At 44.8% G+C, this 22,956-nt stretch carries 22 protein-coding genes; 13 read left to right on the top strand and 9 right to left on the bottom strand.

Annotation, left to right across the window (positions count from 1 at the left end; all coding sequences use genetic code 11):
- Positions 1-52 precede the first annotated feature (52 nt).
- A complete protein-coding gene (locus tag AB4371_RS13640) occupies positions 53-949 on the top strand; it encodes a LysR family transcriptional regulator (RefSeq protein WP_372150096.1) in 897 nt (298 codons plus the stop codon).
- Positions 950-1,091: 142 nt separating this feature from the next.
- Complete coding sequence (locus AB4371_RS13635; RefSeq protein ID WP_017068381.1) at positions 1,092-2,936, top strand: bifunctional diguanylate cyclase/phosphodiesterase; 1,845 nt, start codon at positions 1,092-1,094, stop codon at positions 2,934-2,936.
- Positions 2,937-3,042: 106 nt separating this feature from the next.
- On the opposite strand, the gene AB4371_RS13630 is transcribed toward AB4371_RS13635, so the two are convergent.
- The 3 genes from AB4371_RS13630 to AB4371_RS13620 form a co-directional block, all read right to left on the bottom strand.
- The gene (locus tag AB4371_RS13630; protein WP_171732763.1) at positions 3,043-4,353 is read right to left on the bottom strand and encodes a peptidoglycan DD-metalloendopeptidase family protein; all 1,311 of its coding nucleotides are present in this window, start codon (positions 4,351-4,353) and stop codon (positions 3,043-3,045) included.
- A 276-nt stretch (positions 4,354-4,629) separates the two neighbouring features.
- Positions 4,630-4,929 carry an isoamylase early set domain-containing protein gene (locus AB4371_RS13625; protein WP_009845720.1) on the bottom strand — a complete coding sequence of 100 codons (300 nt, stop codon included), beginning with the start codon at positions 4,927-4,929 and terminating at the stop codon, positions 4,630-4,632.
- 124 nt (positions 4,930-5,053) lie between these two features.
- Positions 5,054-5,707, bottom strand: a complete 654-nt coding sequence (locus tag AB4371_RS13620) for a hypothetical protein (protein WP_372150094.1) — start codon at positions 5,705-5,707, stop codon at positions 5,054-5,056.
- A gap of 32 nt (positions 5,708-5,739) precedes the next feature.
- Between AB4371_RS13620 and AB4371_RS13615 the strand changes: the two genes are divergently transcribed.
- The 4 genes from AB4371_RS13615 (at position 5,740) to AB4371_RS13600 (ending at position 10,954) form a co-directional block, all read left to right on the top strand.
- Positions 5,740-6,222 (top strand): GFA family protein, encoded by a 483-nt coding sequence (locus tag AB4371_RS13615; RefSeq protein ID WP_372150091.1) that lies wholly within the window; start codon positions 5,740-5,742, stop codon positions 6,220-6,222.
- A gap of 151 nt (positions 6,223-6,373) precedes the next feature.
- Positions 6,374-7,048, top strand: a complete 675-nt coding sequence (locus AB4371_RS13610) for a YoaK family protein (RefSeq protein ID WP_372150090.1) — start codon at positions 6,374-6,376, stop codon at positions 7,046-7,048.
- Between the two features lie 228 nt (positions 7,049-7,276).
- Positions 7,277-8,647, top strand: a complete 1,371-nt coding sequence (locus AB4371_RS13605) for a YjiH family protein (RefSeq protein ID WP_372150088.1) — start codon at positions 7,277-7,279, stop codon at positions 8,645-8,647.
- 435 nt (positions 8,648-9,082) lie between these two features.
- A complete protein-coding gene (locus AB4371_RS13600; RefSeq protein WP_017062748.1) occupies positions 9,083-10,954 on the top strand; it encodes a methyl-accepting chemotaxis protein in 1,872 nt (623 codons plus the stop codon).
- A 128-nt stretch (positions 10,955-11,082) separates the two neighbouring features.
- Here AB4371_RS13600 and AB4371_RS13595 read toward each other — a convergent pair whose 3' ends face one another.
- On the bottom strand, positions 11,083-12,489 hold the full coding sequence (locus tag AB4371_RS13595; protein ID WP_017062749.1) for an alpha-amylase family glycosyl hydrolase: 1,407 nt from the start codon (positions 12,487-12,489) through the stop codon (positions 11,083-11,085).
- A gap of 283 nt (positions 12,490-12,772) precedes the next feature.
- On the bottom strand, positions 12,773-13,093 hold the full coding sequence (gene ppiC, locus AB4371_RS13590) for a peptidylprolyl isomerase PpiC (protein WP_017630085.1): 321 nt from the start codon (positions 13,091-13,093) through the stop codon (positions 12,773-12,775).
- Positions 13,094-13,263: 170 nt separating this feature from the next.
- On the opposite strand from ppiC, the gene AB4371_RS13585 reads away from it, so the two are divergent.
- Positions 13,264-14,178: a chemotaxis protein gene (locus AB4371_RS13585; protein WP_017062751.1), complete on the top strand. Its 915-nt coding sequence runs from the start codon at positions 13,264-13,266 to the stop codon at positions 14,176-14,178.
- A gap of 94 nt (positions 14,179-14,272) precedes the next feature.
- Here AB4371_RS13585 and AB4371_RS13580 read toward each other — a convergent pair whose 3' ends face one another.
- From AB4371_RS13580 to hutW, 4 genes are all read right to left on the bottom strand, one after another.
- Positions 14,273-14,833 (bottom strand): ATP:cob(I)alamin adenosyltransferase, encoded by a 561-nt coding sequence (locus AB4371_RS13580; RefSeq protein ID WP_372103995.1) that lies wholly within the window; start codon positions 14,831-14,833, stop codon positions 14,273-14,275.
- 113 nt (positions 14,834-14,946) lie between these two features.
- Positions 14,947-15,477, bottom strand: a complete 531-nt coding sequence (gene hutZ / locus AB4371_RS13575; RefSeq protein ID WP_004731858.1) for a heme utilization protein HutZ — start codon at positions 15,475-15,477, stop codon at positions 14,947-14,949.
- A 155-nt stretch (positions 15,478-15,632) separates the two neighbouring features.
- Positions 15,633-16,154 carry a heme utilization cystosolic carrier protein HutX gene (gene hutX / locus AB4371_RS13570; RefSeq protein ID WP_017087351.1) on the bottom strand — a complete coding sequence of 174 codons (522 nt, stop codon included), beginning with the start codon at positions 16,152-16,154 and terminating at the stop codon, positions 15,633-15,635.
- Between the two features lie 48 nt (positions 16,155-16,202).
- Positions 16,203-17,612, bottom strand: coding sequence for a heme anaerobic degradation radical SAM methyltransferase ChuW/HutW (hutW, locus tag AB4371_RS13565; RefSeq protein ID WP_372150085.1), 1,410 nt, complete (start codon positions 17,610-17,612; stop codon positions 16,203-16,205).
- Between the two features lie 161 nt (positions 17,613-17,773).
- Between hutW and AB4371_RS13560 the strand changes: the two genes are divergently transcribed.
- From AB4371_RS13560 to AB4371_RS13535, 6 genes are all read left to right on the top strand, one after another.
- Positions 17,774-18,565, top strand: coding sequence for an energy transducer TonB (locus AB4371_RS13560; protein WP_372150082.1), 792 nt, complete (start codon positions 17,774-17,776; stop codon positions 18,563-18,565).
- Between the two features lie 2 nt (positions 18,566-18,567).
- Positions 18,568-19,269, top strand: coding sequence for a MotA/TolQ/ExbB proton channel family protein (locus tag AB4371_RS13555; protein WP_065583702.1), 702 nt, complete (start codon positions 18,568-18,570; stop codon positions 19,267-19,269).
- Complete coding sequence (locus AB4371_RS13550; protein WP_017062756.1) at positions 19,266-19,679, top strand: biopolymer transporter ExbD; 414 nt, start codon at positions 19,266-19,268, stop codon at positions 19,677-19,679. Before AB4371_RS13555 ends, AB4371_RS13550 begins: the two co-directional genes overlap by 4 nt.
- A 148-nt stretch (positions 19,680-19,827) precedes the next feature.
- Positions 19,828-20,715: a hemin ABC transporter substrate-binding protein gene (locus AB4371_RS13545; protein ID WP_017062757.1), complete on the top strand. Its 888-nt coding sequence runs from the start codon at positions 19,828-19,830 to the stop codon at positions 20,713-20,715.
- 103 nt (positions 20,716-20,818) lie between these two features.
- The gene (locus AB4371_RS13540) at positions 20,819-21,856 is read left to right on the top strand and encodes an iron ABC transporter permease (RefSeq protein ID WP_102321335.1); all 1,038 of its coding nucleotides are present in this window, start codon (positions 20,819-20,821) and stop codon (positions 21,854-21,856) included.
- Complete coding sequence (locus AB4371_RS13535) at positions 21,856-22,638, top strand: heme ABC transporter ATP-binding protein (protein ID WP_372150080.1); 783 nt, start codon at positions 21,856-21,858, stop codon at positions 22,636-22,638. The genes AB4371_RS13540 and AB4371_RS13535 overlap by 1 nt, the downstream gene beginning before the upstream one ends.
- The last annotated feature ends 318 nt before the right edge of the window (positions 22,639-22,956 follow it).

Raw genomic sequence — 22,956 nt, 5'->3', positions numbered from 1 at the left:
TAATTGATAATTAGCTAAATTGGAATTTTATTAAGTCCTAACAGGAAATAATATGGATTGGATTCTTAACGTAAAAAGCTATGTCAGAGTAGTGGAAGAAGGTAGCTTCAATGGTGCTGCTCGAAAACTTAACACCACCAGCTCGGCGATCAGCAAAAGAGTGAACTGGCTAGAAGAGCGCATCGGCACCCAACTGTTAAAGCGCACCACGCGATCAATTAGCCAAACCGAAGCAGGTGCGCTCTTTTACCTGCGAGCCAAGGATCAGCTCGACAATTGGCAGTCCATTATTGATGAGACTCGCTCGGTTAACCAAACCCCAGCAGGCCTATTAAAGATTGGCGCTACGATTGCGGTTGGCTCTAAGTTTCTGGTGCAATACATGGACGACTTCTTAGAAAAATACCCAGACATTAAGGTGCAGCTGATCACGACCACGCCAGGCCAATTACCTGAACTGGGCTTAGATCTGGTGATCAGTCGTGAACTGGAACAGCTCAACTCCTTAAGCTTCAAGAAAACACCGCTGTTTGAACACAAAGCCAGCTTCTATGCAGCACCAAGCTATCTTGCCAAACACGGCTACCCCACTTGCGAGCAAGATTTGGAGCAACACAACTCGTTAATTTGGGGAGAGCGTCCGACCCGTGAAGTAGCACTCACCAAAGGGCAGCGAATAACGTTAAACGGTAACTTTGCGACCACCAATCCAGAGGCTTTGTTTCATGCTGCGAAGCGAGGAATGGGCGTACTGTTAACCATCAAAGCGATGATCAAAGAGGATCTAAAGCAAGGGACATTAGTTCCAGTATTGCCAAATATTACCGCCGACGAAGTGATGGTTTACGCGTACTACCCTAAGCTTGATTACTCGCACACGCGAACCAAGCTCTTTTTGGACCATCTGAAAGACAGGCTAGACAAAGAGCGTAGCACGCAAGCTCTGTGAAATAAGTCACATTTTAATTTGAAAAGTTATACAACACGGCCAATAATAAACTTGACGCATATATATTATACAAGTTCGCACATATACAAGATAATACGTATACCGCTTACACAGTGAATCTGGTTAACTAGGGGTGGTGGCTATGACTCAACATACGCACAATAGCATGATAGACACAGAGCGCATTGGCCGTTTGCTGAAATTGGAAGGTATCGACCTTTTAGAGTCAGCTGTGCTTACTTTACATCAGACCTTTGATACTCAATACACTAGCATCATTGAGAAGAAGTACTTCCCTGACCAAACCGTTCCTTTGGTGATCGCCCATTCTGATCATGTATTACATGACAAAATCAATGCGCGCCATGGTCACATCTACCAACAAGCCGTCAATCAAAGACACCCAGATTGCTCATTTTCTCAGTACATCGTCCAGTCATTGCCAACATCGGCATTTAGGCAGGAAATCACCTCACAAAACTCCATCGCGATCCCGACTCAAACTCAAAGTGGCGAAGTGATGGGCGTGCTGTTTTCAACGTTCACCTCGCCTCTTAGCCCTGATCAGCAACAAGACGTGGTAAAGCACCATCAATTGTTCGCCGACATCATCATCCACACCTTGCGTGAAATGTGGTTTAACGATCGTTCCGAACAACTTGTAAATCAGCTTAGTTATGAGGTGTCACACGACAGCCTAACCGGGTTACTCAACCGAAGCTGTTTATCAGATACCTTAGAGTCGATTACTCAACAGAGCGTCACTCCGTTTACATTGGCTTTACTCGATATCAATAGCTTCAAAGCCATTAATGATATGCACGGTAATTATATTGGCGACAAGGTGCTGCAGTTTGTCGCAGAAATATTGCGCCGAACTTTACCTGAAAGCAACCTGACTTTCCGGACTGCTGGCAACGAGTTCGCCTTCATCACCTACCATTCTGATCCGATAGCCGTGTGCGAACAAATACTGGCCAAAATTAAGCAGGGCTACAGTAGCGTTGATATCAAGATAGATTTCGACGTCAGCATCGGTATTGCCAGTTCGGATGGAGACAACAAAGACGTTGAGCAAATCATCTTCAATACCAGCTTGGCGCTTAAAGAGTGTAAACACAGCCAAGATACTCATATTCAATGTTATGACACTCACTTAAGAGTTCGTTACCAAAGAAAAACCGAGCTAGTCGCAGCGCTACGAAGTGAGCTGGAAAACCCAATTTCACAAAGCTATATCCCCGACAGCAATGGAATGTACGTAGTGGTACAGCCGATTGTGGGTCAAGGTGAAACGCAATGGGAATATTTCGAGGTACTGACTCGCTGGAAAACCGCCAGACATGGAGACATCTCACCCGTAGAGTTTATTCAAGTGGCAGAAGAGTCAGGGCTGATTGTCGAATTAGGTGAACGCATTATTGAATTGGTGTGCCGCGCTAAAACCACACTAGAGCAAGGCTTGGGCTACAAGGTTAAACTTGGAATCAACTGCTCTGCGCACGAGCTTACTGATTCGAAACGTTATATATCCTACCTGACTCGAACCATTGAACAGCACCATTTTAAGGCGAATGAGTTTGTTATCGAGTTAACCGAAACCGTTCTGTTATCGCCAACACAAGAGACAAAATCCGCGCTTAACTTTCTGAGAGGACAAGGCTTCACGATTGCACTCGACGACTTTGGTACAGGCTACTCCAGTTTGAACTACATCCACAGCTACCCTATCGATTGCATTAAAATTGATGCGACCTTTATTCGAGACTTGTTAACTAGTTCGACCTCAGAGAGCGTAGTATGGCTGATTGTTCAACTGGCCCATAGACTCGATGTATCTTTGGTTGCGGAAGGTGTTGAGAAGCGTGAGCAATTAGAAAAGCTGCACGCGATGGGATGTGACAAGATCCAAGGTTACCTCTACTCACCTCCAATGCGGCCTGAAGCTATCGTTAGCTATGTCGCGCACTCAGAGCCTTTAGTTTAAACCCTTACCGAACCTTCTATTGAGAACTAAAAAGCCGCAAGAGCATCACTTAACACTGACTGTGCTTTGTGATGCTCTTGCGGCTTTAAAACAGTTTAATGGCTAGCTACTTACTAGCATTATTAACCATTGCTAGATTGCGCGTTTCTAACGCTGCCTTCAATAGCTTGTCGGCTTCATCTCTCGCGGCTGTGAATGTCGCTTTTTCCTTTTTAGGCACAGAATCGGCCATTGGGATATTCGCTTTCATCGCATCAACAGGGCGACCACGTTCGATCAGTTCATAGTGCAAGTGAGCACCTGTCACTCGACCCGTTTTACCCGATAGGCCAATACGTTGACCACGAGATACCGTTTGTCCTTTACGAACAAGGATCTTGCTTAAGTGCAAGTAGCGCGTTTTATAAGTGCTACCGTGTTGAATCACCACATAGTTACCCGCATAAGGGTGTTTACGCGTCATGATCACTTTGCCATCACCCGTTGCTTGAACAGGTGTGCCAATTGGTGTCGCGAAATCCGTACCGTTGTGCGGTGAAATGCGGCCAGTCACAGGGTGTAAGCGCTTAGGGTTAAACTGAGAACTTTGGCGCCAGCTACTGCTCACTGGGTAACGTTGGAAAGCACGTTGTAAGCTATCGCCATTAGCATCGTAATATTGTCCGTCAGTGTGTAAGTATGCTGACACAACGCGGTTACGATTCATGATCTTAATTGCTTCAATTTCACGTTTTCCGGTTGCAACACCATCAACATATTGCGCTTTTTGAAGCACTTCAAACTGATCGCCAGCACGTAGGTCTCGGCTAAAGTTCAGCTTATCTTTAAGAAGAGTCACAATATGGTCAATCTCAAGACTGCTCAGGCCAACCTTGTTCGCCGACATAGAGAAGCTGCCTTGAATATCACCCACTAAAGGTTTTTGCTTCCATTCACCAGGAATAGAGATGTCTTCGAATTCGTAGCTGCCGTCATCAAGTAATCGGTAAACCACTTTGTCCGCGACGCTAAATTGAAGTTCCATTTTAGAAAGGTCGCCGGTCGCTTCATCACGCCAAAAGCGTAATGTATTACCCGGACGAAGCGTATCTAAAGCAAGGAAGTTCAAATCAGTTTCCATCACGCTCATCATCGATTTGTAAGAAAATCCAAGCTGAGTGAAGATGCTACTCAAGTTATCGCCAGATTGAATTTGATACTCAAATGTCGGCGGCTCAATAACGGTAACAGAAGATGGTGACAGAATTGACTCAATAACGGTTGAGTCGGGCAAATCAAGATCGATCGTTTTCGTCAGATCCGATTGTGACGATTGCAAAGCAACACCAATCGCAGCAATAAGTGGCAGTCCCAAAATAGCTACTTTTTTTACAGGTGAAAGCTCAGCAAACGGAGAGGGAAATATTTTTGAATACACGGTAAACAGGTCTTTCTACGATATAAAGGCATAGGATATGCTTTTCAAACGCATAAATCATCAATGCATTGTCATAATATGATGTGAATCTTCCCAACTTAGCCTAAGTCATTGAGTTGCCGTAGATGAAGAGCCACTAGATAAGAAATAAAATTAACCGCTAAATTTAAAAATAAAAAAGCAGAAACGGCTAGTTTCTGCTTTCTATTGGTTGACGTTATTCCGTTTCGAATAATTAATAAACGAAGCGAATTAGTCGCTGGTTTTAAGAAAAGATTATGCGTTTACCGTCGACACTAGGCAGTTGTCTTCACCAAATTCATTTGGGATGTAACGATCGGCATTAGCATCGTTCACCCATTGTTGGTCATCAACTAGGTAGCGGAATTGAAACTCGCCATCTTTAGGTAGACGAGTTTTAAACTTGTAAACCTTCCCTTTGGCCAGTTTTTTCATTGGGGTGGCTTTCCAATCAAGAAAGTCAGCAACGATGGATACAGAGTTCGCTTCTTGAGCTTCTAGCTCGAAGGTCACTTCAACTTCATCTTTCGTCTTAAAAAAACGTTTATTAATCATTCGCAAGCTCCATTTGTAATAATAAGCGGACACAAAGCTAACTGTGTCTAAATTTCATTCATCTAACTAAGATAATATGTAATTTGGCTCACATAAACAACAGATCCTTACATTCACGAAAACGTTATTGCTTACCAATTGATTGCGTATCAAAAGAAAAACTCATTAACACCTTTTCAGAAGGGGGTTCTGCAAATGATTGTTCCGCAGAATGCTGAGTAAAGCCGATAAAACCTTCCCCAGTAAGTTTATTCTGTGATTGCGAACCTGGCTGCTGAGCTACCTCCAATGTCTGAATTTGTATACGATCACCCAGTAAAAGTTGGTCGACTAACACCAAACGGCTTCGTTGCTGGTCATGCTTAAACAGGCCTAGATAATAGAAAACACCGCTGCCTTGGTTAGATATCCACATCGGCGCGACAAAGAAACTCGCCTTGCCCAACGTGGCGGCTGAAAGATTATTTGTGTCTACCGTTACCACACCGCGCTCAACACCTGAGTCATAGCGTCCAAACGCGATGGCTCTAGGCTCATCAACTTCATTGATAAAAGCGTAGGCGTTAGTCTCAGGAACTTTAATTGTCCATGGATTGGTCGTCTTCAAATCAAAAACGGTTTCTACGACTGGATCATAACTCACTTGAGAAGAAGGAAACTTCGCCAAGATCTCTTCATCACTTAAGCTAAAGCGATAAATACCCGCTACTATCACCACAACCAGCATGACAATTGGAATCAGTAGAATCAGAGGGATAGGTAAGATTTTCTTTTTCATGGGCAATTATATTCTTTTGTTTTCATCCAGTTGTGCAGACCATAAAGGGCTTTAGTATAATTATCAATACAGGGTTAACCAGAAGTGGAGCATGGATGGATATCAATCATATTAAAGATAGAAATATCAGAAGTTGCGAATGCCGCTGTGGAGCAGTCAACCTAGTATGCCGCGGTGAACCTCAACGTACATCTGTCTGCCATTGCTATGAGTGTCAGAAACGCACCGGAAGTGTGTTCGGCGTTCAGGCTCGGTTCCCAATAGAACAAGTTACACTCAGCGGTGAAGTGACCTCTTTTTCACGCATCAGCGATACGGGTAATGAAGTCACCTATCAGTTTTGTCCCAAGTGTGGCACCACCATGCTTTTGCAGTCGGTTGCCGCCGCTGATTTTTATATCGTCCCGCTCGGATTATTTAAAGAGCAAGACTTCCCACTGCCGACCTTTTCGGTTTATGAAGAACGCAAACACGGTTGGGTTAAGTTCGACCACCAAATGAGCCATTACAACTAGTTCGTCATTGAGCGTTATCTTTATATAGCAACAGTATTAAAACAAACTGCAATACTGTTGCCTAAGATCAAATATCACCGCTTCACAGCGCTAGCGTATCTTTTGTCTAGCGTTATAATCTTGCTCCTCTATTTAACCCAGGGTGAACCACATGATTTCTAAGTTACCTCGCTGGGTTGAAGGAGGCGCCCTTTTGTTAGCTGGTCTTGCTGGCAGTGTTAATGCTATCGGCTTACTTGGCTTCCAACATCAAGCTATCTCCCATATCTCCGGCACCATGTCTTTGCTAGGCAGTAGCCTGCTTACACCGACCTCGGCTTCTGTTCACCTCCTATTGGTGATCATGAGCTTCATGTTAGGTGCGGCGTTCAGCGGGTTCTTTATTGAAAACCAAGCATTGAAGTTAGGACGCCGTTACGGTGTTGCACTATGTATTGAGGGTGGATTGCTGTTTTTGGCGCTGTGGACACTGTTGCAAGGCTATACTTCAGGTCAGTATTTCGCTTCAGCCGCGTGTGGTTTGCAGAACGCGATGATCACCACTTACAGCGGGGCAATCATTCGAACAACACACATGAGCGGGATCATTACCGATCTTGGGATCATGATTGGCGCTCGCTTAAAGGGGATGCCTTTTGACTGCCGTAAAGCCAAACTGCTAATTTTCATTGTGGTTGGCTTCCTGTTTGGCGGCTTAATTGGCGCTTGTCTGTTCCAACGCTTCGAAATCTTGGCATTGGCTTTCCCTGCCTCTTTTGCTTTCATTATTGCGTTTAGCTACTGGTTATACTTGACCTATCGAACTGAAACCCCAGTCAATTTATAAATATCTGGCAATATAACCTCAAACTACGTAACATCCGCAACACTTTATTCTAAACTCTTAATACGTTGCAGAATAACCAGTATGAATATTTAGCGATATTTGATGAATAGTATTGCAAGCGATATTAATACTGGGTAATCTTGCACCCAATGAGAAAATACGGACGTTTAGTGAATAAAAATGCCAAGGATGTGGCTTTTTTACGTGTAGAAATTCGAGAACAATAACATGTCTAACAACAAGAATACTGCTCAAACAGAGAAATCTAAAGGCAGTTTCTGGGTTTTCTTAATCCCATCATTGATTGGTTTATTCCTTTTCATGGCGCCAATCAGCTATCAAGGTGATCTAACCATCCCTGTAGCTATCTTAGCCAAATCAATTCAAGCGGTTTTCGGTGAATATCTAGTCCCTATCATCACTGCGATCGTTGCTTTCATGTCTGTAGCTTCAGTTTTAAGCACCATTTTTAAGCCTACATTCATTACATCAAATTCATTTTTAAACGGCCTTTTCAACCCATCTCCACTGTGGTTGCTGGTTCGTTTAATTGGTGGTGCTGCAGCCGTTATGGCTTTCTTCCAAGTTGGCCCTGAGGTTATTTGGGAAGAAAATACTGGTGGTCTGGTTCTAGAAGGCCTGCTTCCGACACTGTTCTCAGTATTCATCTTTGCTGGTTTGCTACTTCCGCTTCTACTTAACTTTGGTCTACTAGAGCTGTTTGGCACGCTACTAAGTAAAATCATGCGTCCAATCTTCAACCTACCAGGCCGCAGTGCTATTGACTGTATGGCTTCTTGGTTGGGTGACGGCAGTGTTGGTATCCTGCTTACAAGCAAACAGTACGAGAAGAAATTCTACACTCAGCGTGAAGCTGCGGTTGTTGGTACGACTTTCTCAGCAGTATCTATCACATTCAGTCTTGTGGTTATTGCTCAGGTAGAACTAGAGCACCTGTTCCTACCTTTCTACGCAGCAATCTGTTTAGCGGGTATTGTGGCAGCGGTGATCATCCCTCGCCTTCCACCACTAAGCATGAAGAAAGATACTTTCATTGATGGCAGCAAGCCGCACAAAGACGCTGACGCGATCCCAGCAGGTCACTCAACGTTCTCTTGGGGTCTTGAGCTAGCGGTAAATAAAGCATCTCAAGTAAAGTCGGCTAAATCTGTATTTGGCGAAGGCGCTCGTAACGCCGTAGATATGGTATTTGGCGTACTGCCTGTTGTTATGGGTTTAGGTACAATGGCACTGGTTATTGCGGAATACACGTCTGTGTTCTCAATCCTAGGTCAGCCTTTCATTCCATTCCTAGAGCTACTTGGTGTTCCTGAAGCGGTTGCAGCATCTGAAACGATTGTTGTTGGTTTTGCGGACATGTTTATCCCAGCAATCCTTGCGGCTTCTATCGACAACGAGATGACTCGCTTTGTTATTGCAGCAATGTCGGTAACTCAGCTGATCTACATGTCTGAGGTGGGCGCTCTACTTCTAGGCAGTAAGATTCCAGTGAACATCTTAGAACTGTTTATTATCTTTATTCTACGTACGTTAATTACGCTTCCAGTTATCGCTGGTGTAGCGCATCTAATATTCTAAATTAGATACTACTTATGTAACTCAATAAAGATTCAGTTTATAAAGCCTCACTTTTGTGGGGCTTTTTATTTGCGAAAATATATACACAGTATTATTTGGAGTTCAATTAATTTATAAGCTCTGCATGTCATTTGATTTCATATCGTTTGTTCACCCCGCCTCTTTTTAATAGAAAACTGAACGCATAACTATCAAATTAATACATTCTTAATTCCTCCTTAAACTCCGTCTAGCCCCATTCCCCAACTCATTGAACCAAATACTAAAAGCAACAAATATGCGCTTTAGTGAATTTTGCATTGTTTAGGTTGTTGTATTTTTGTAGTCTATTTTGTGAAATTACATTCAAGTAAAATCCAATCTAGTCGATATATATAATTACAAAAACACGATTAACTTTAGTCTTCGCAAAGCCTGTGAGAAGGGGAAAACTCAATGAAATTTAGCCATAAGGTGGTTGCTGCATCATCAGCCTTGCTGCTAGTGACAGTATCATTGCTTTCAATACAACAACTTTACACTGTAAGAAGTGCAGTAGAAAACCACGTCAATGCGAGCCTGAAAGAGATGGTCTCGGGCGTGAAAAATACCGTCGTATCGGAGATGAACGCCAAGAAAGCGTTGGCTCAATCGACGACTGAAGTCATCGAGATCAACCCTGAAGATCGCGCTTACGTTAAAGAAATCTTAGAAAAGCCAAAGCTTAAAAACAGCTTCCTAGCGGTTGGTTTTGGTTATGAAGCAAACGGTTTCGTTATTGAAAATGATGATGGTTGGGATGCCGGTCCAGACTACGACCCACGAATTCGTCCTTGGTACATTGATGCTAAATCCAAAAACAGTTTAGTTGTTACCGCTCCTTATGTGGATGCATCAAGTAAGAAAGTCATCATATCAGTAGGTACTCCAGTTAAAGACAACGGCCGCTTTACTGCGGGTATGTTCTACGACCTAGAATTGACGAACCTTGCTACCTTGGTCAACCAAGTGAACTTGTTTGATGCGGGTTACCTGTTCCTAGTAACAGCCGACGGCACCACGATTGCTCACCCAAATGCGAAAAACAACGGTGAAACGCTATCAAGCTACATGCCACAAGCGACTATTCGTGAAGGCTCTCAAGAAATTGAAGTCGACGGCAAAATGTTCCTAGTTAATTTCACCCACATCCCTAGTGAAGATTGGTATATAGGTGCAATCCTCGATGAAGAGATCGCGTTCCAAACCGTTGAAGAATTGAAGAACAGCTCAATGATCTACTCGTTAATTGCAGTTATTCTCAGCATCATTGCACTGACTGTTCTGATTCGTGTGTTAATGCGTCCACTGGATGCGCTTAACCAAGCCATTCAAGATGTGGCGAGCGGTCAAGGTGATTTAACTAAGCGCCTAGATACCAACACAGACCAAGAGTTCTCTGACCTAGCGAAAGGTTTCAACACCTTTACTGAAAACCTGCAAAATCAGATCATTCAATCGAAAGCGATTGGTGTTGAAATTAAGCGTGGTACTGAAATCACGGTTAAAGGTGCAGGCGAATCAGCGAAAGCGATGAATACCCAACTGGAAGAGCTTGAACAGTTAGCGACTGCAATGAACGAGATGGCGGTTACTGCAACTGAAGTTGCAAACAATGCTCAAGGCGCAGCAGCGGCAGCCCGTGAAGCAGACGAAGCAACGCTAGACGGCACATCTGTCGTAAGTGACACCACTCAAGCGATTGATAACCTTTCAGCACGTATCGACCAAGCGGTTGCCGAAGTACAAGTACTTGAATCAGCAACAGCCAACATCGAAACAATTCTAAAAGTAATCAACGATATTGCAGACCAAACCAACCTACTGGCATTGAATGCGGCTATTGAAGCGGCGCGTGCTGGTGAATCAGGCCGTGGTTTCGCAGTCGTTGCCGATGAAGTTCGTACTCTGGCACAACGTACTCAAGAATCAACTACGGAAATCCGCAACATGATCGAGCAGCTCCAAGCGGGTGCAAGCTCAGTATCGAACGCGATGAACCAAAGTAAAGACACAGCCACTGACGCCGTTGAACGCGCTCAGCAAGCGAACTCTTCACTTGACCGTATCCGTGACGCGATTCAACGCATCTCAGATATGAACATCCAGATTGCTTCAGCGGCAGAAGAGCAGAGCTTAGTAGCGGAAGAGATCAATAACAACACTGTTAAGATCAAAGACCTTTCAACACAAGTATCAACAGCGGCCCAAGAAGCGAATACCGCAATGCAGCAGCAAACTGACAATGTTCGCCAACAAGACGAGCTATTGAATAAGTTTACGGTTTAACCAAGGTTTGGCTCAGTTGCCGTTTGGCTGAGTCGCCATTTGGTTTAGTTACCGAGCAATAGCTTAAAATAAAAAGCCCCGATTACTGATTGCCAGTAAGCGGGGCTTCTCTTTCTAGTCTATCCAAGTTAACTCGTGACAGGCTTCAATTCATTCGTCGTTAACATCATACATTGGTTCGATTCCACCTTGATGGTTAAATCCTTACCAACACATTCAAACACATCATCCGACAGTAAATCGGTTACCGCACCAGTCCAATTTAATGAGGCTGTTTTGCTTCGCTTCGACTTGTTGATCACCACAATGCCTTTATCGCCACGGACAAACACCAACAAATCATCATTCGCTTCAACCACACGCATCGCTTCGCCATGAACATGGTTATGGAATTGAATCATGCTTTTCATGTAAGGCGCTTGCCAGTCGTTAAGCCAACGAGGCTGACCGCTCTTGTCCAGAATACCGCTGGTGCTCAGTTCACTGTAAACAAGCGGCACACCGCCGTCTCGACCAAGAATGAAAGCATGAGCCAATCGCTCATCCACTTCATCCATCACATGCTCCAAAAACACCTCGTTATTGGGAATATCATGAGTGACCGCAAACGTGATCGCTCGCATATTCGACAGAGCCTGACCAAAACAGTATGGGTTAATCAAAGACTTAAAGCTGCCCTGCTCTTCAAATGCTTTGAAGATGGTGTTGAACAACGGGAAATCGTAAGCGCCTAAGCGAGTGTGTTTAAGATAAGGCTCAAGGAACAGCTCATACTCTTCTTCTGTCGCGCCGCCATCGGTAATGATCTCACCGAAGATGTGCATTTCTTCGCAGATGTCATCCGTCCACACCTTGCGTAGGTGTGCCAGTGTCATATGCTTTGCCGCATCAATGCGAAATCCTTTCACACCAATCTCTTTCAGTGCTTTTAGGTAGGCTCTTTGTTGTGCCACCACATTATCGTTATCGAGTAGCGTTGGCAGGCCAGGGTCGCTCGCGCCACCGGTAATACGCCCGTTTTGCACTTCCCACGTGTCTTTCCAGTTCTTGATACCAAACGCTTCCACGAAGTCGTTCTCATCAAAAAGAGGCTCAGAAAGGTCACCAAACAAACGTATGGATTCATAATAGTCAGCATCTTTTTGATAAGACGCCATGTCTTGCTGATTGGGATACGTTAGATCACCGCGGATACCCGATTCGTTGGCCATGTGGTTAAACACCACATCCACATAAGTACGAAGCCCATGTCGCTTTAACGTGTCGACCATCGCTTTAAAATCTTGTGTGTCACCCAACTGATTATCGATCACACGATAGTCTTGGGGCTGATAGCGTTGCCACCATTGAGTACCAGAATTTCGATCGCAACCTTTAGGGCCGCGCAGCGATTTCATCGCCGGTGATACTAAAACAGATTTATAACCCAACTCTTGGATCAGTGGGGCGTTCTTCATTACGTCAGCGTAGCACCAGTCAAAGGCATGCAATATGACATCTGTCGCTGGTTTGCTTAACATAGCTGAACTCTCCATGTTGTTCTCCTACCAAACTCGTTTACAGCTTTTTAGAAAAGGCAAAGGCTAAAAGGCAAAGCTGCAATAAATTTCCTCAAGAATGGTATTTATTATATGAGTTACTCATTAAAAACCCTCCTCCTCCTACCAATTACTCACGGTGGATGGTTGAGGGCGTAGCACCAATTATCGCATAACGTCTGGGATGAACACTCAACCGTAGTGCTTTAAAACGCGCACAAAAGTCACAAAAAAGGAGCGTATATACGCTCCTTTTATTCAATCTAACACATATTTATAACTAAGTTCTGTAAAGAACCTTCACGACGTGCCAGCCAAATTTTGTTTTCACAAGGTGTGGTACAAGCGTCTCGCCAGAGAAACAAACCTTATCAAACTGAGGCACCATTTGACCTTTTTTGAACTCACCTAGGTCGCCGCCCTTTTTACCAGATGGACAGGTTGAATGTTTCTTCGCTAGCGTTTGAAATTTAGCGCCCTTTTTAAGCTGCGTCATGATGTCTTCTGCTAGTTCTTTATGCTTCACCAGAATATGAAGCGCTGCTGCTGTTCTTGCCATGATAATTCTCAGTTTGTTGCTGTCTGCTTGTCGACTAACCATCGACAGCGAGTATTTAGCGTGATTTTAACCCAAGAACCGCTATTCTTCACTCTATAACCGAAAACAACTGCCTTAAAGGCCATTAAAAACCGCATCGCGACTTGCTGCGGCTTCCATTTCCCTTTAAATTAATCCTTATAAATTAAGCGCGTATTAAGTAGGAGCCACTTATGGCCAAACCGATCAGTAAAGCGAGTCAGTCACAGGGAATGTTGATGTTCAAGTTGTCCCTCACTCAAAGTTTTGCGATTGGCACGCTTAAGGTCAGAGAAATCGTCCCTTTTCAGCCGATGACTCAGATCCCCTACTCCCATCATCACGTGATTGGTACAGTGACTATCCGCGACCTTACAGTTCCTGTGATTGATATGTCCGCTGCGATTGGCTTCCGTCCGATAACACCCGCTGAATACCAAGATTGTGTACTCATCGTTACTGACTGTTTGAGAACAGTTGTGGCGTTCTTGGTTCGTTCAATTGATAAAATCATTGAATGCGACTGGAAGAGCATTGAATCTCCACCCACCAGTGTGGGTCGCAATGTGTTTGTAACGGGTATTACACGTTTTGAAGACCGTATTGTGCAAATGCTCGATGTGGAACTGCTGCTTTCTAAGATCTACCCAGCTTATGAGAATGCTCATATCCCGATGCTGACCGATGTAGAGAGGGAACGCCTCAAAGCATTGAACATCTTATTAGTGGATGACTCTTTGATTGCACGTAAACAGTTATCTGATGCCTTAGACAGCATCAACATCCCTTACAGCATATGTAACAACGGCTTAGATGCCATCGACCTAATGCGACGCCAAGCCAGCGCTGGCAATGCCATTGATCTTCTGGTGAGTGATATCGAGATGCCGGGATTAGATGGTTATGAGCTTGCATTTGAAGTGCAAAACGACAGCGCTTTAAGTCACGCTTACTGTATTTTGCATACCTCACTGTCCAGTGAGATCTGTGTCGACCGTGCTAATCAGGTGGGGGCGCATGAAGCGCTTGAGAAGTTCAACGCGGGTGAATTAATCGAAGCTATGCTACGCGGCGCAAAAGTCTTAAACGGCGCCTCTACGGCTGCTTAGGCTCTGTTATAGAAGCTAAACCTGGCATAGTGCTCAATGGTTTAGCTTCTTAGTCTCTTCTTTCTTCAAATCTTAATAAGAATAGAGCTAACCGTTAGTCTTTGTTTTCTGGCATAGACTTTTTCGGCATAGAGTAGCTCTTACTCACAAATTCCACTTCCTCGACTTCATTCACATGATTGGTAAAAGAGGCCAATGCATAGAGAGTGTTCGCCACTAGGTTTGCGTATTTAAAAAGAATCGGGGCTGGCGACTTTTTGCTTTCATGATGTTCAATACTGACCAGCGATCGCACGACCTTTTTAGCCTGACAACGACACAAGTGAAGTTCACTAGATACTCGGTGTCCACCGGGTAAGACAAAACCTTTAAAACCACCTTCTAGCTGATCGCGGATACGATGATAGTCTTGCTTGAGCTCGACCAATTCAGACTCGGTGATGGCAAGCTTACCGCGCACAGAGCCATTCAAATGGTAGATGTTTGGCTGCAAGCGTTGCAGGATCTCACGAACCTGAGGCTCTAGCTCTAAAGACAACACCAATCCAACTCGGCAACAAAGTTCATCCGACAAAATCTCAAAATCACAGATAGGACTGTCTTCATAGATAAACGGATAACAAAACTCGTCCCAATCTCGACTTACTGGTTTCACGTACCGATCCTTACACATAAATAATCATCAAACGCCAATATACCAAACTCTTTGATTTAGACATAAAAAAGCCCTCACATTGGAGGGCTCCTGAAGAAATCGGTTAAACGAGATTATTCGTTAGACACTTTTTTGTGGCCTTCTTGTAGGTGAACGAAATCCACCAGATCGTCGCCTGACACTTGGTATGCTTGACCAAAGCCTTTAACGAATAGGCCGTTCTCTGCTTTAAGGTTGAATAGAGAGAAGTCTTGAAGTTGGCTCAAACCATCAATGATTTCACCAAAACGCTCTTGCATCTGGCCAATCACTTGAGTCCAAAGCTCTGTTTCACGCTCCACAACACTTGCTTGAGCATCAAACGTTAAACGTTTACGTGCGTAAAGTTGCTTCGAGCTCTCTTCGTCTTCAATCATCATCAAAGAGACTTGAGGGTTCGCTTTCAAGTTACGAGCATGACGAGCAATATCAGAAATTAGAACAAAGTAACCTTCTTGGTTCTGAACGAAAGGTGCGTAACTTACGTTCGGGCGACCTTCTTCATCAACCGTTGCAAGTTGAAGGGTACGGCGCTCTTGGCGAAACTCTTTGATTTCTGGACCTAGGCGACCTTGTAGACGTTCTTGTTTTACTTGCTGTTCCATGGGTAATTCCTTTCTTCACTTTCTCTGATTTATTATTTTTGCCCGAGGTTGAGCGATCATTAGCGAACTAAACGATCCTCGAGCATTGATGTCTTGTTTAAGCCAGTTGGCAACCCTATGTCAGATTGCTGCTGATTATTTACTATTGCCTGTACTTAAGCTTGTTCTTTTAACGCTTTGAAGCGTTCTACTTGGTCGGCAATAAGCTCACGCTTTTCGTTGCGACCTAGGTAGATCTTAAAAATGTTCTCGCCCGTTTCACTGAAGAAACCGAAGTAATGACTTTCACGGCCCATGAACGCTTTGCTCACCAAACCGATCTGTTTAACGTTGTCGAGTTTCAGGTGACCATGAAGCTCGCCTTCTTTACCCATAAGGTTGTAGTAACCACGTGCTACTTTACCTTTAGGGAACGGCGCTTTAACTTCAAAGATAGAACCAAATGAATGCACGATAGTGGTCACAGGGCCCCAACCCACTAAACCTTCTAGAATCTCTTGAGCACGGCTGCCATCTAGCATTACCGCCATGTCGTTTGGAAAAGCAGCAACCACTTCAACCTCTGAAACTCCGAGCTTCTCAGCAATTGCTGTTGGCAGTAGTTTTGGCTCTTCTTCTAAAATTAGAGCTACGCGTTGTTCTAGAGTTTCTGTCATTTCTAATGTTGTATCTGTCATTGAATATGTTCCGTATAAACGAGTAAGTTATAAACTAAAAATTCGATATTAAGCGTGCTTCAAACTTGCATGCGGGTGTACGCCCGAACCTGACGCTTTAGGCGCTGGGTGCATAGCTTGGTATTCAGCGTTAAGCACTTGAATCACACTCTGAGCGAGGCTTACTGCCCAGAAGCTGCCTGCAATGGTCAGGCTCAAGTAATCTTCCGAAAGCTCAACTAAACCGTTCTGTTCCCAATGCGCGAACAAAGGCTTGAGGTAGTCGAACGTATCTTGCCCCATAAATCTCGGTAGCGTACTTCTTCTAACAACACCAGAATCGAAACCTGCCTTTAATGTTGAGAAGATAGGCTCTAATGAGCTTTGCTTAGTCATCATGGCAATAGGTAATTGACCTTGCTTTATAGACTCCATGTAGCTGTCTATAGTTCGATGCTGCATCACACCATGACCGCCGATGTTGCCACCAGCGCCACAACCAATGGGTAGAACTTCGGCATAAGTTTTCGCTAAGCTGTTGTAAATGCTGCGTTCGCGGTTATCACGAGTCCAGTGGTTTACGCTCAGTTGCTTGACCTTATTTTTTGCCATGAACTCCACAGCCGCCAAATACATGCTCGCCTTATCTGGCGTATTCGCAGGCGGTGGGATTTTTCCTTTCTCAACAAGATTAAGCATAGGTGCATTGCCCGCAACAATCAGTTGGTAGAGGTCAATGCCGTGTGCGCCAGTAGACATGTAGTCTTCTAAATCTTGTTGGAACACTTCCATAGATTGGTGTGGTAATCCGTATAACAGATCAAGAACGATTGGCGCTTGCTCGGTGCGGCTTAGTGAACTGATACGTTCTAGCACAACCTCTCGGTCATCTAGGCGCTTAGCACTACGTCGAACCTGAGTATTGAAACTTTGAATACCGAACGAGAAACGATTGAAGCCACCTTCAAGCGCACGATCAAACATCTCGTCACCAAATCGATTGATGCGCCCTTCCAATGTCATCTCAACATCGTTTGCTAGTGGGAAATATTGACGAATCGCTTTACCCAGCTGCTCAACTTGTTGAGACGACAAATCGGTGGGAGTTCCGCCACCAATATAGACGGCGTGAAATAGTCCAGACTGAGCCCAAGGTGTTTTGGCTTTCTGCTTTAGCTCGACCATCAGTGCATCGAAATACTCATCCACTAATTTACGGCTTGCGGCATTTTGGAAGAAATTGCAGAACGTACAACGCACACGACAGAAAGGAATGTGGATATACAAGCAACGCGTATCCTGTTTTTTCCCTTCACTCAGCATCAGTTCGTCAAAGAGTTCTAACTTCTTACTGGGGTCGACCGGAATTGAACTTCCTCCGGCGTGTGCAGAATGCTTTTTCGCAAACGCAAAACGAAGCGGATCAGGGCTAGAAACGCCCAAGATTGATTCGTCAAATTTATAAATATTAAGACTCATATAATCTCTCTAAACACTTACATAGCAAAGTCTGGAAGACTATTCGCTAAAAACTGAGAGAATCATAAATACACGCAAATGATAATGCAATTGATAATTGATCTTATTTAGATTCTAAGCAATAATCCGATACGGAATTTTGATTTGGTAAAGGATTGATTGTGAACGTTCCTAGATATGTTATTGCAGGCGGTGCATCGTTAGTGATTCATGCCGCGTTGTTGTTTGTCGCTCAAGAATCCAAAGTATTTGCGATGCCTGCAGGTAGCCAATCGAACACGGTATCGATCAACTTCACTCCTAAGAGCGTTCCTTCACAAGCTCAGCAAAAAACAATCACAGAGCCAGTTAAACCTGAGCCAATAAAAGAAACCGTCTCACAAGCCGAACCAAAAACGGTTGAGCCAAAGCAAACTAAGCCAACCCCAAAGAAAAAAGCGATCACCAATAAACCTCAACCAAAGAAAGTTGAGAAAAAAGTGATTGAAAAGAAGGTTGTCGAGAAAAAGCCTGTTCAAAAGAAACCAGTGACTGAGAAAAAGGTGGTGAAGAAAGAACGCCCAGAGCCAGCCACTCAACCAGAGAAACTGGCCGACAAGAAAGTCGATAAGAATATGGACGAATCTGCCAACCAGTCTCAGGAAGTAAACCAAGGCGTATCAAACCAAGAGCCGGTTTTAGTCACTCAGCCTTCGTTCTCTGCGCGTCCTACCCCACCGAATTACCCTCGCCAAGCAAGACGTCGTGGCGTTGAAGGTGTCGCGACTTATGAGATCTGGCTAGACGCTGAAGGCAAACAAATTAAACAAGCATTAGTAAATTCATCAGGCGCGCTAATGCTCGATAACGCCGCATTAGATGCCATTAAACAATGGAAATTCTCACCTCACACTGTCAATGGTCGAGCGATTGCTCACCGAGTACAAATACCTGTTCGTTTTAGGTTGGATTAATCATGCAACAAATCAGTTACTTACAAGATCAACTTGGCTTAATGACTTGGCCTCTTCTTATCTGCTCAGCATTAACAGCAATGATCATCGCTGAACGTGTCTTCCAAGTCATGCTCAGCATTGGTGTGGGCAAACGTGCCATTCGTCGCGAGTTAAACCAAACCTCACCAACCAACAGCAAAGAGATTGAAGCGCTTGCTCAGTCGATTTCAGGTAAACGCCCGCTCTTGTACAAGGGCGTGTCAATGTTGCTTGCTCACCACTCTTTCTCAAAAGGGTTACGTGAAGATGCCGCTGGGATCTGGCTACAAGAAAAACGCCACCAGCTTCATGCAGGTTTAAGACTGCTTGGTTTGATCGGCGTGATCAGCCCACTCATCGGCTTGCTTGGTACGGTACTTGGTCTTATTGAGATGTTTAAAGGCGTTGCCGCGACAACAGGCAGCATCACGCCTAATGATTTGGCAGACGGTCTTGGATTAGCAATGCGAACCACAGCAGCAGGTTTGATGATTGCGCTTCCTGCTATTTCTGGTGCTCAGCTACTAGGGCTATGGGCCGATCGAGTGCTGGCTCAATTGGAGCATACATTGAACTATGTGAATGTGTGGCTAGAAGGCATGTCGATTCAAACCAATCAGTCTGATGATACTCAAGGTAAGCCTATCAACAAAACCTCTATCGGTGATGTGAGTCAAGCATGATTAAAACGCCCCACTCATCTCACACACAGAGCCTAGCGCCAGACTTAACACCGCTGCTCGACATCATTTTTATCGTGATGGTTTTTCTATTGCTTACGGCATCGGTAAAGCTGGAATCGCTAGAAGTTGAGCTGCCAAGCTCGGATGTTAAAAACGTTTCTGAAGTCCACAAGGATTCAATTAGCGTCAATATTTTAGACCGCGAACCCTACTGGGCAATTAACGGCCAAGAATACATCGACTGGGAAAACTTCAAGATTGCGCTGTTAGAAGAGACTGGTTCAACGGATAAAAAACCGATCATCATTGGCGCAGATAAAGCCGCTAACGTGGAGAACCTAGTGAAGTTGCTTTCATTCCTTCAAGAAAACGGAATACCAGCGACTCAATTGCTCACGGACGATGGCTAGAGCGACACTCAATTTTCACGAGGTTTGGCTTCTGGTTGATAAAACTAAACAAGCAGACTAAGCCTCTCTATCGATTCGAACTCACAATGCGAACGGACTGCTCACTGAGTATCTTCGCGATACAAAAAGAAAATATAAAGAACTTATTATGAACAACTTAAACGTGCTCAATAAATTAAAGACCAAGACACCTCTTCTTTCATTAGCTGCAATCAGCCTGGCACTTAGCGCACCCGCAATGGCCAACGACGCTGAACAACCTCGAATCATCAGTGCTGGCAGTGCCGTTACTGAATTGGTTTTGGCATTAGGTGCCGAAGAGCAGTTAGTCGCGATTGATGTGACCAGCCACTTCCCTCAAGGAGAAAACCTGCCAAAGATTGGTTATCACCGAAACCTGTCTGCGGAAGGCTTACTTGCCCTAGAACCAACCACATTGATTGGCTCGGATGAAATGGGACCAGACAACGCTATCTCTCAATTAAAATCGGCAGGCGTCGATGTAGAGATTGTTAACACTGAAGCAAACGTGGAAGGGCTATTAAAGCGTATCGACCAAATCGCAAAGATCACCCATACCGAAGACCACTCGCAGCAAGTGAAAACCGATGTGAATCAAAAGATCGCAGCACTGAAAGCGAACCAAGTACCAAGCAACGAAGCGAAGAAAGTTCTATTCCTGTTGCTGCATGAAGGTCGCCCTGCCAACGTTGCTGGCGGTGAAACATCACCAAACGCAATCATCGAGTTAGCTGGCGGTATCAACCCTGCCGCTCAGAGCTTAACGTCTTACAAGCCACTTTCAATGGAATCACTCGTTGAGATGCAACCTGATGTCATTTTAGTAAGCGGCCGTAGTTATCAAAAAATGGGCGGCGCAGATGCCATCCTGAAATCACTGCCTATGCTAGCGGCAACGCCTGCAGGTATGAACAAGCAAATCATTACCGTAAATGGCAGTGCTTTGGTTGGCGGGCTTGGCCTAGAAAGCCTCTCTGAAGCAAAGCGTCTAAACGCACTTATCTACCCGCTATAACTCAACCACCCTATTTCTGCTATCGCTAATTCGCTTCCCTCACCAACTGACTCACGCTGTTGTTGAAGGAGGTCGAAGTTAGCGATAGATATTGAGGCCCTTTATGTTGTTACGCTCCGTCCCACTGAAAACGTCGATGTTAGCTCTAGGTGCAACCCTAGCTTTTGTCGCGCTGTACTCGATCACTGTTGGGCCAATGAACATTAGCTTAGCGGACAGCGCCACAAGCTTAATTAAACCAAACAATGACTTAGCACCTCACATCAACTTAGTGATTCAAGAGATCCGCTTACCTAGAACCATCTTGTGCATGCTGATTGGTGCGATCCTCGCCTTGTGTGGTGCAGTGATGCAGGGTTTGTTTCGAAACCCACTTGCAGAACCTGGCATCATAGGTGTGTCTGCGGGCGCAGCATTAGGTGCTGCACTGGCTATCGTTTTGTTCTCTGAGCTATCGCTTCGATACCCTGCTTTCATGAACTTTGCTGCGGTTCCTGTGTTCGCTTTTCTTGGCGGCGCTTTAACCACGCTGCTGGTGTATAAGCTGGGTACAGGTAAATTCGGCACCTCTGTCACCATCATGTTGTTGGCGGGTGTGGCGATCAGTGCGCTCTCTGGCGCAGGTATTGGCTTCTTGAATTTCATTGCTGATGACCAAATGCTGCGCGATCTTTCATTGTGGTCGATGGGTTCATTGGCGGGCGCTAAGTGGTCAGGAATTTTGCTGGCAGCTGTCACGCTCGTTGGCTTGTTTGTTGTTTTCTACCGCCAAGCGATGTCTCTAAATGCTCTATTACTGGGCGAGTCAGAAGCGCAACACCTTGGTATCCCAGTTCAAAAGCTGAAACGAAAGCTGATTCTACTGACGGCTGCGGGCGTTGGTATCACAGTTAGCCTGTCTGGCATGATTGGTTTTATTGGATTGGTTATCCCACATTTAGGTCGCATGTTGGCAGGCCCTGACCACCGAGTTCTGTTGCCACTATCAGCGGTACTAGGTGCACTGCTGCTAACCGCCGCAGACATGTTCTCACGTGTGGTACTTGCTCCGGCTGAACTTCCTGTTGGTATTGTCACTGCGATTATCGGCGCCCCATTCTTCTTATATCTACTATTTCAACAGAAAGGGAGAATCCTTTAATGTTTCCTTCAGCTTTAAAAGCGACCGATATCGAAGTGAAGTTCGGCAGTAAAGTGATATTAGATGGCGTTTCTATTGAGATTGAAGCGGGAAAGGTAACTACACTGCTTGGGCCAAATGGCGCAGGTAAAAGCACGCTGCTTAAAGCTTTATGCCAAGAGATATCAAGCAACGGCGATATTCAATACTTTGGACACAGCAAAGACAAGTGGCCTTCTCACAAGTTAGCTAAGCACCTTGCTATGCTTCCTCAACACAACACCTTGACCTTCCCATTCTTGGCACATGAAGTTGTCGAGCTTGGTGGGATTCCTCTGCAAGAATCCAACAAGAAGCTGACCAGCATTGCTAGCCAAAAAATGGATGTTGCTGATGTGACTCACCTGAGTGAAAGACTTTATCCTTCGCTATCAGGCGGTGAAAAGCAGCGAGTGCACTTGGCTCGAGTGTTAACTCAGCTTCACCACTCTGGTGACCAATGTATTTTGATGCTTGATGAACCAACCTCTGCACTGGATCTTGCCCACCAGCACAACACCTTAAAGATTGCGAGAGAATTAGCCGATAACCACAATGCCGCGGTTATCGTGGTTTTGCATGATCTCAACTTAGCCGCGCAGTATTCCGATCGATTGGTGGTATTGAAAGATGGCAATTTGGTGTGTGATGGCAAGCCTTGGGATGCACTGAAACCTTCGATGATAGAAGATGTGTATGGTTACAAAAGTATCGTAGAAAAACACCCAACCATGAGCTTCCCTCAGGTTCACCCCGCACAATAAGTCCGATTAAGGAGCGACTCGTTTTGAGTATTCGTTCTTGATAACAATGACGTAATCCTAAGCCTCGATTTTTTCGGGGCTTTTTATTGGCTCACAGCCACTATCTCGGCTTAAACTCAATTTTATTAATAACCACAGCAGCAAGCACCAAAACGACTCACCTTGAGCATTTGAGGCTCTAGAAATGAACACTACCCGTTAGGGTTACTTAGCTTTTAACACTGAAGAGTAAAACAAGCCGCGAGCGTAAGCATATAAAAAGAAAGGAAATAACATCATTCAGCATCAATCAACAAGACTGCGACATCGATGTGGGAT

The sequence above is a fragment of the Vibrio sp. 10N.261.51.A3 genome (assembly GCF_041471965.1).
Taxonomy (GTDB): domain Bacteria; phylum Pseudomonadota; class Gammaproteobacteria; order Enterobacterales; family Vibrionaceae; genus Vibrio; species Vibrio crassostreae_C.
The sequence above is the reverse complement of the archived record's forward strand: the minus strand, read 5'-3'. Positions and strand labels throughout refer to the sequence as shown.

What these genes read in the sequence shown, in the direction of transcription:
- AB4371_RS13640 (WP_372150096.1), top strand. Translation starts at nt 53, where the DNA reads ATGGATTGGATTCTTAACGTAAAAAGCTATGTCAGAGTAGTGGAAGAA.
- AB4371_RS13635 (WP_017068381.1), top strand. Translation starts at nt 1,092, where the DNA reads ATGACTCAACATACGCACAATAGCATGATAGACACAGAGCGCATTGGC.
- AB4371_RS13605 (WP_372150088.1), top strand. Translation starts at nt 7,277, where the DNA reads ATGTCTAACAACAAGAATACTGCTCAAACAGAGAAATCTAAAGGCAGT.
- hutX (WP_017087351.1), bottom strand. Translation starts at nt 16,154, where the DNA reads ATGACAGATACAACATTAGAAATGACAGAAACTCTAGAACAACGCGTA.
- AB4371_RS13595 (WP_017062749.1), bottom strand. Translation starts at nt 12,489, where the DNA reads ATGGAGAGTTCAGCTATGTTAAGCAAACCAGCGACAGATGTCATATTG.
- hutZ (WP_004731858.1), bottom strand. Translation starts at nt 15,477, where the DNA reads ATGGAACAGCAAGTAAAACAAGAACGTCTACAAGGTCGCCTAGGTCCA.
- AB4371_RS13555 (WP_065583702.1), top strand. Translation starts at nt 18,568, where the DNA reads ATGCAACAAATCAGTTACTTACAAGATCAACTTGGCTTAATGACTTGG.
- AB4371_RS13540 (WP_102321335.1), top strand. Translation starts at nt 20,819, where the DNA reads ATGTTGTTACGCTCCGTCCCACTGAAAACGTCGATGTTAGCTCTAGGT.
- AB4371_RS13545 (WP_017062757.1), top strand. Translation starts at nt 19,828, where the DNA reads ATGAACAACTTAAACGTGCTCAATAAATTAAAGACCAAGACACCTCTT.
- AB4371_RS13585 (WP_017062751.1), top strand. Translation starts at nt 13,264, where the DNA reads ATGGCCAAACCGATCAGTAAAGCGAGTCAGTCACAGGGAATGTTGATG.
- AB4371_RS13620 (WP_372150094.1), bottom strand. Translation starts at nt 5,707, where the DNA reads ATGAAAAAGAAAATCTTACCTATCCCTCTGATTCTACTGATTCCAATT.
- AB4371_RS13600 (WP_017062748.1), top strand. Translation starts at nt 9,083, where the DNA reads ATGAAATTTAGCCATAAGGTGGTTGCTGCATCATCAGCCTTGCTGCTA.
- AB4371_RS13610 (WP_372150090.1), top strand. Translation starts at nt 6,374, where the DNA reads ATGATTTCTAAGTTACCTCGCTGGGTTGAAGGAGGCGCCCTTTTGTTA.
- AB4371_RS13535 (WP_372150080.1), top strand. Translation starts at nt 21,856, where the DNA reads ATGTTTCCTTCAGCTTTAAAAGCGACCGATATCGAAGTGAAGTTCGGC.
- ppiC (WP_017630085.1), bottom strand. Translation starts at nt 13,093, where the DNA reads ATGGTTAGTCGACAAGCAGACAGCAACAAACTGAGAATTATCATGGCA.
- AB4371_RS13625 (WP_009845720.1), bottom strand. Translation starts at nt 4,929, where the DNA reads ATGATTAATAAACGTTTTTTTAAGACGAAAGATGAAGTTGAAGTGACC.
- AB4371_RS13550 (WP_017062756.1), top strand. Translation starts at nt 19,266, where the DNA reads ATGATTAAAACGCCCCACTCATCTCACACACAGAGCCTAGCGCCAGAC.
- hutW (WP_372150085.1), bottom strand. Translation starts at nt 17,612, where the DNA reads ATGAGTCTTAATATTTATAAATTTGACGAATCAATCTTGGGCGTTTCT.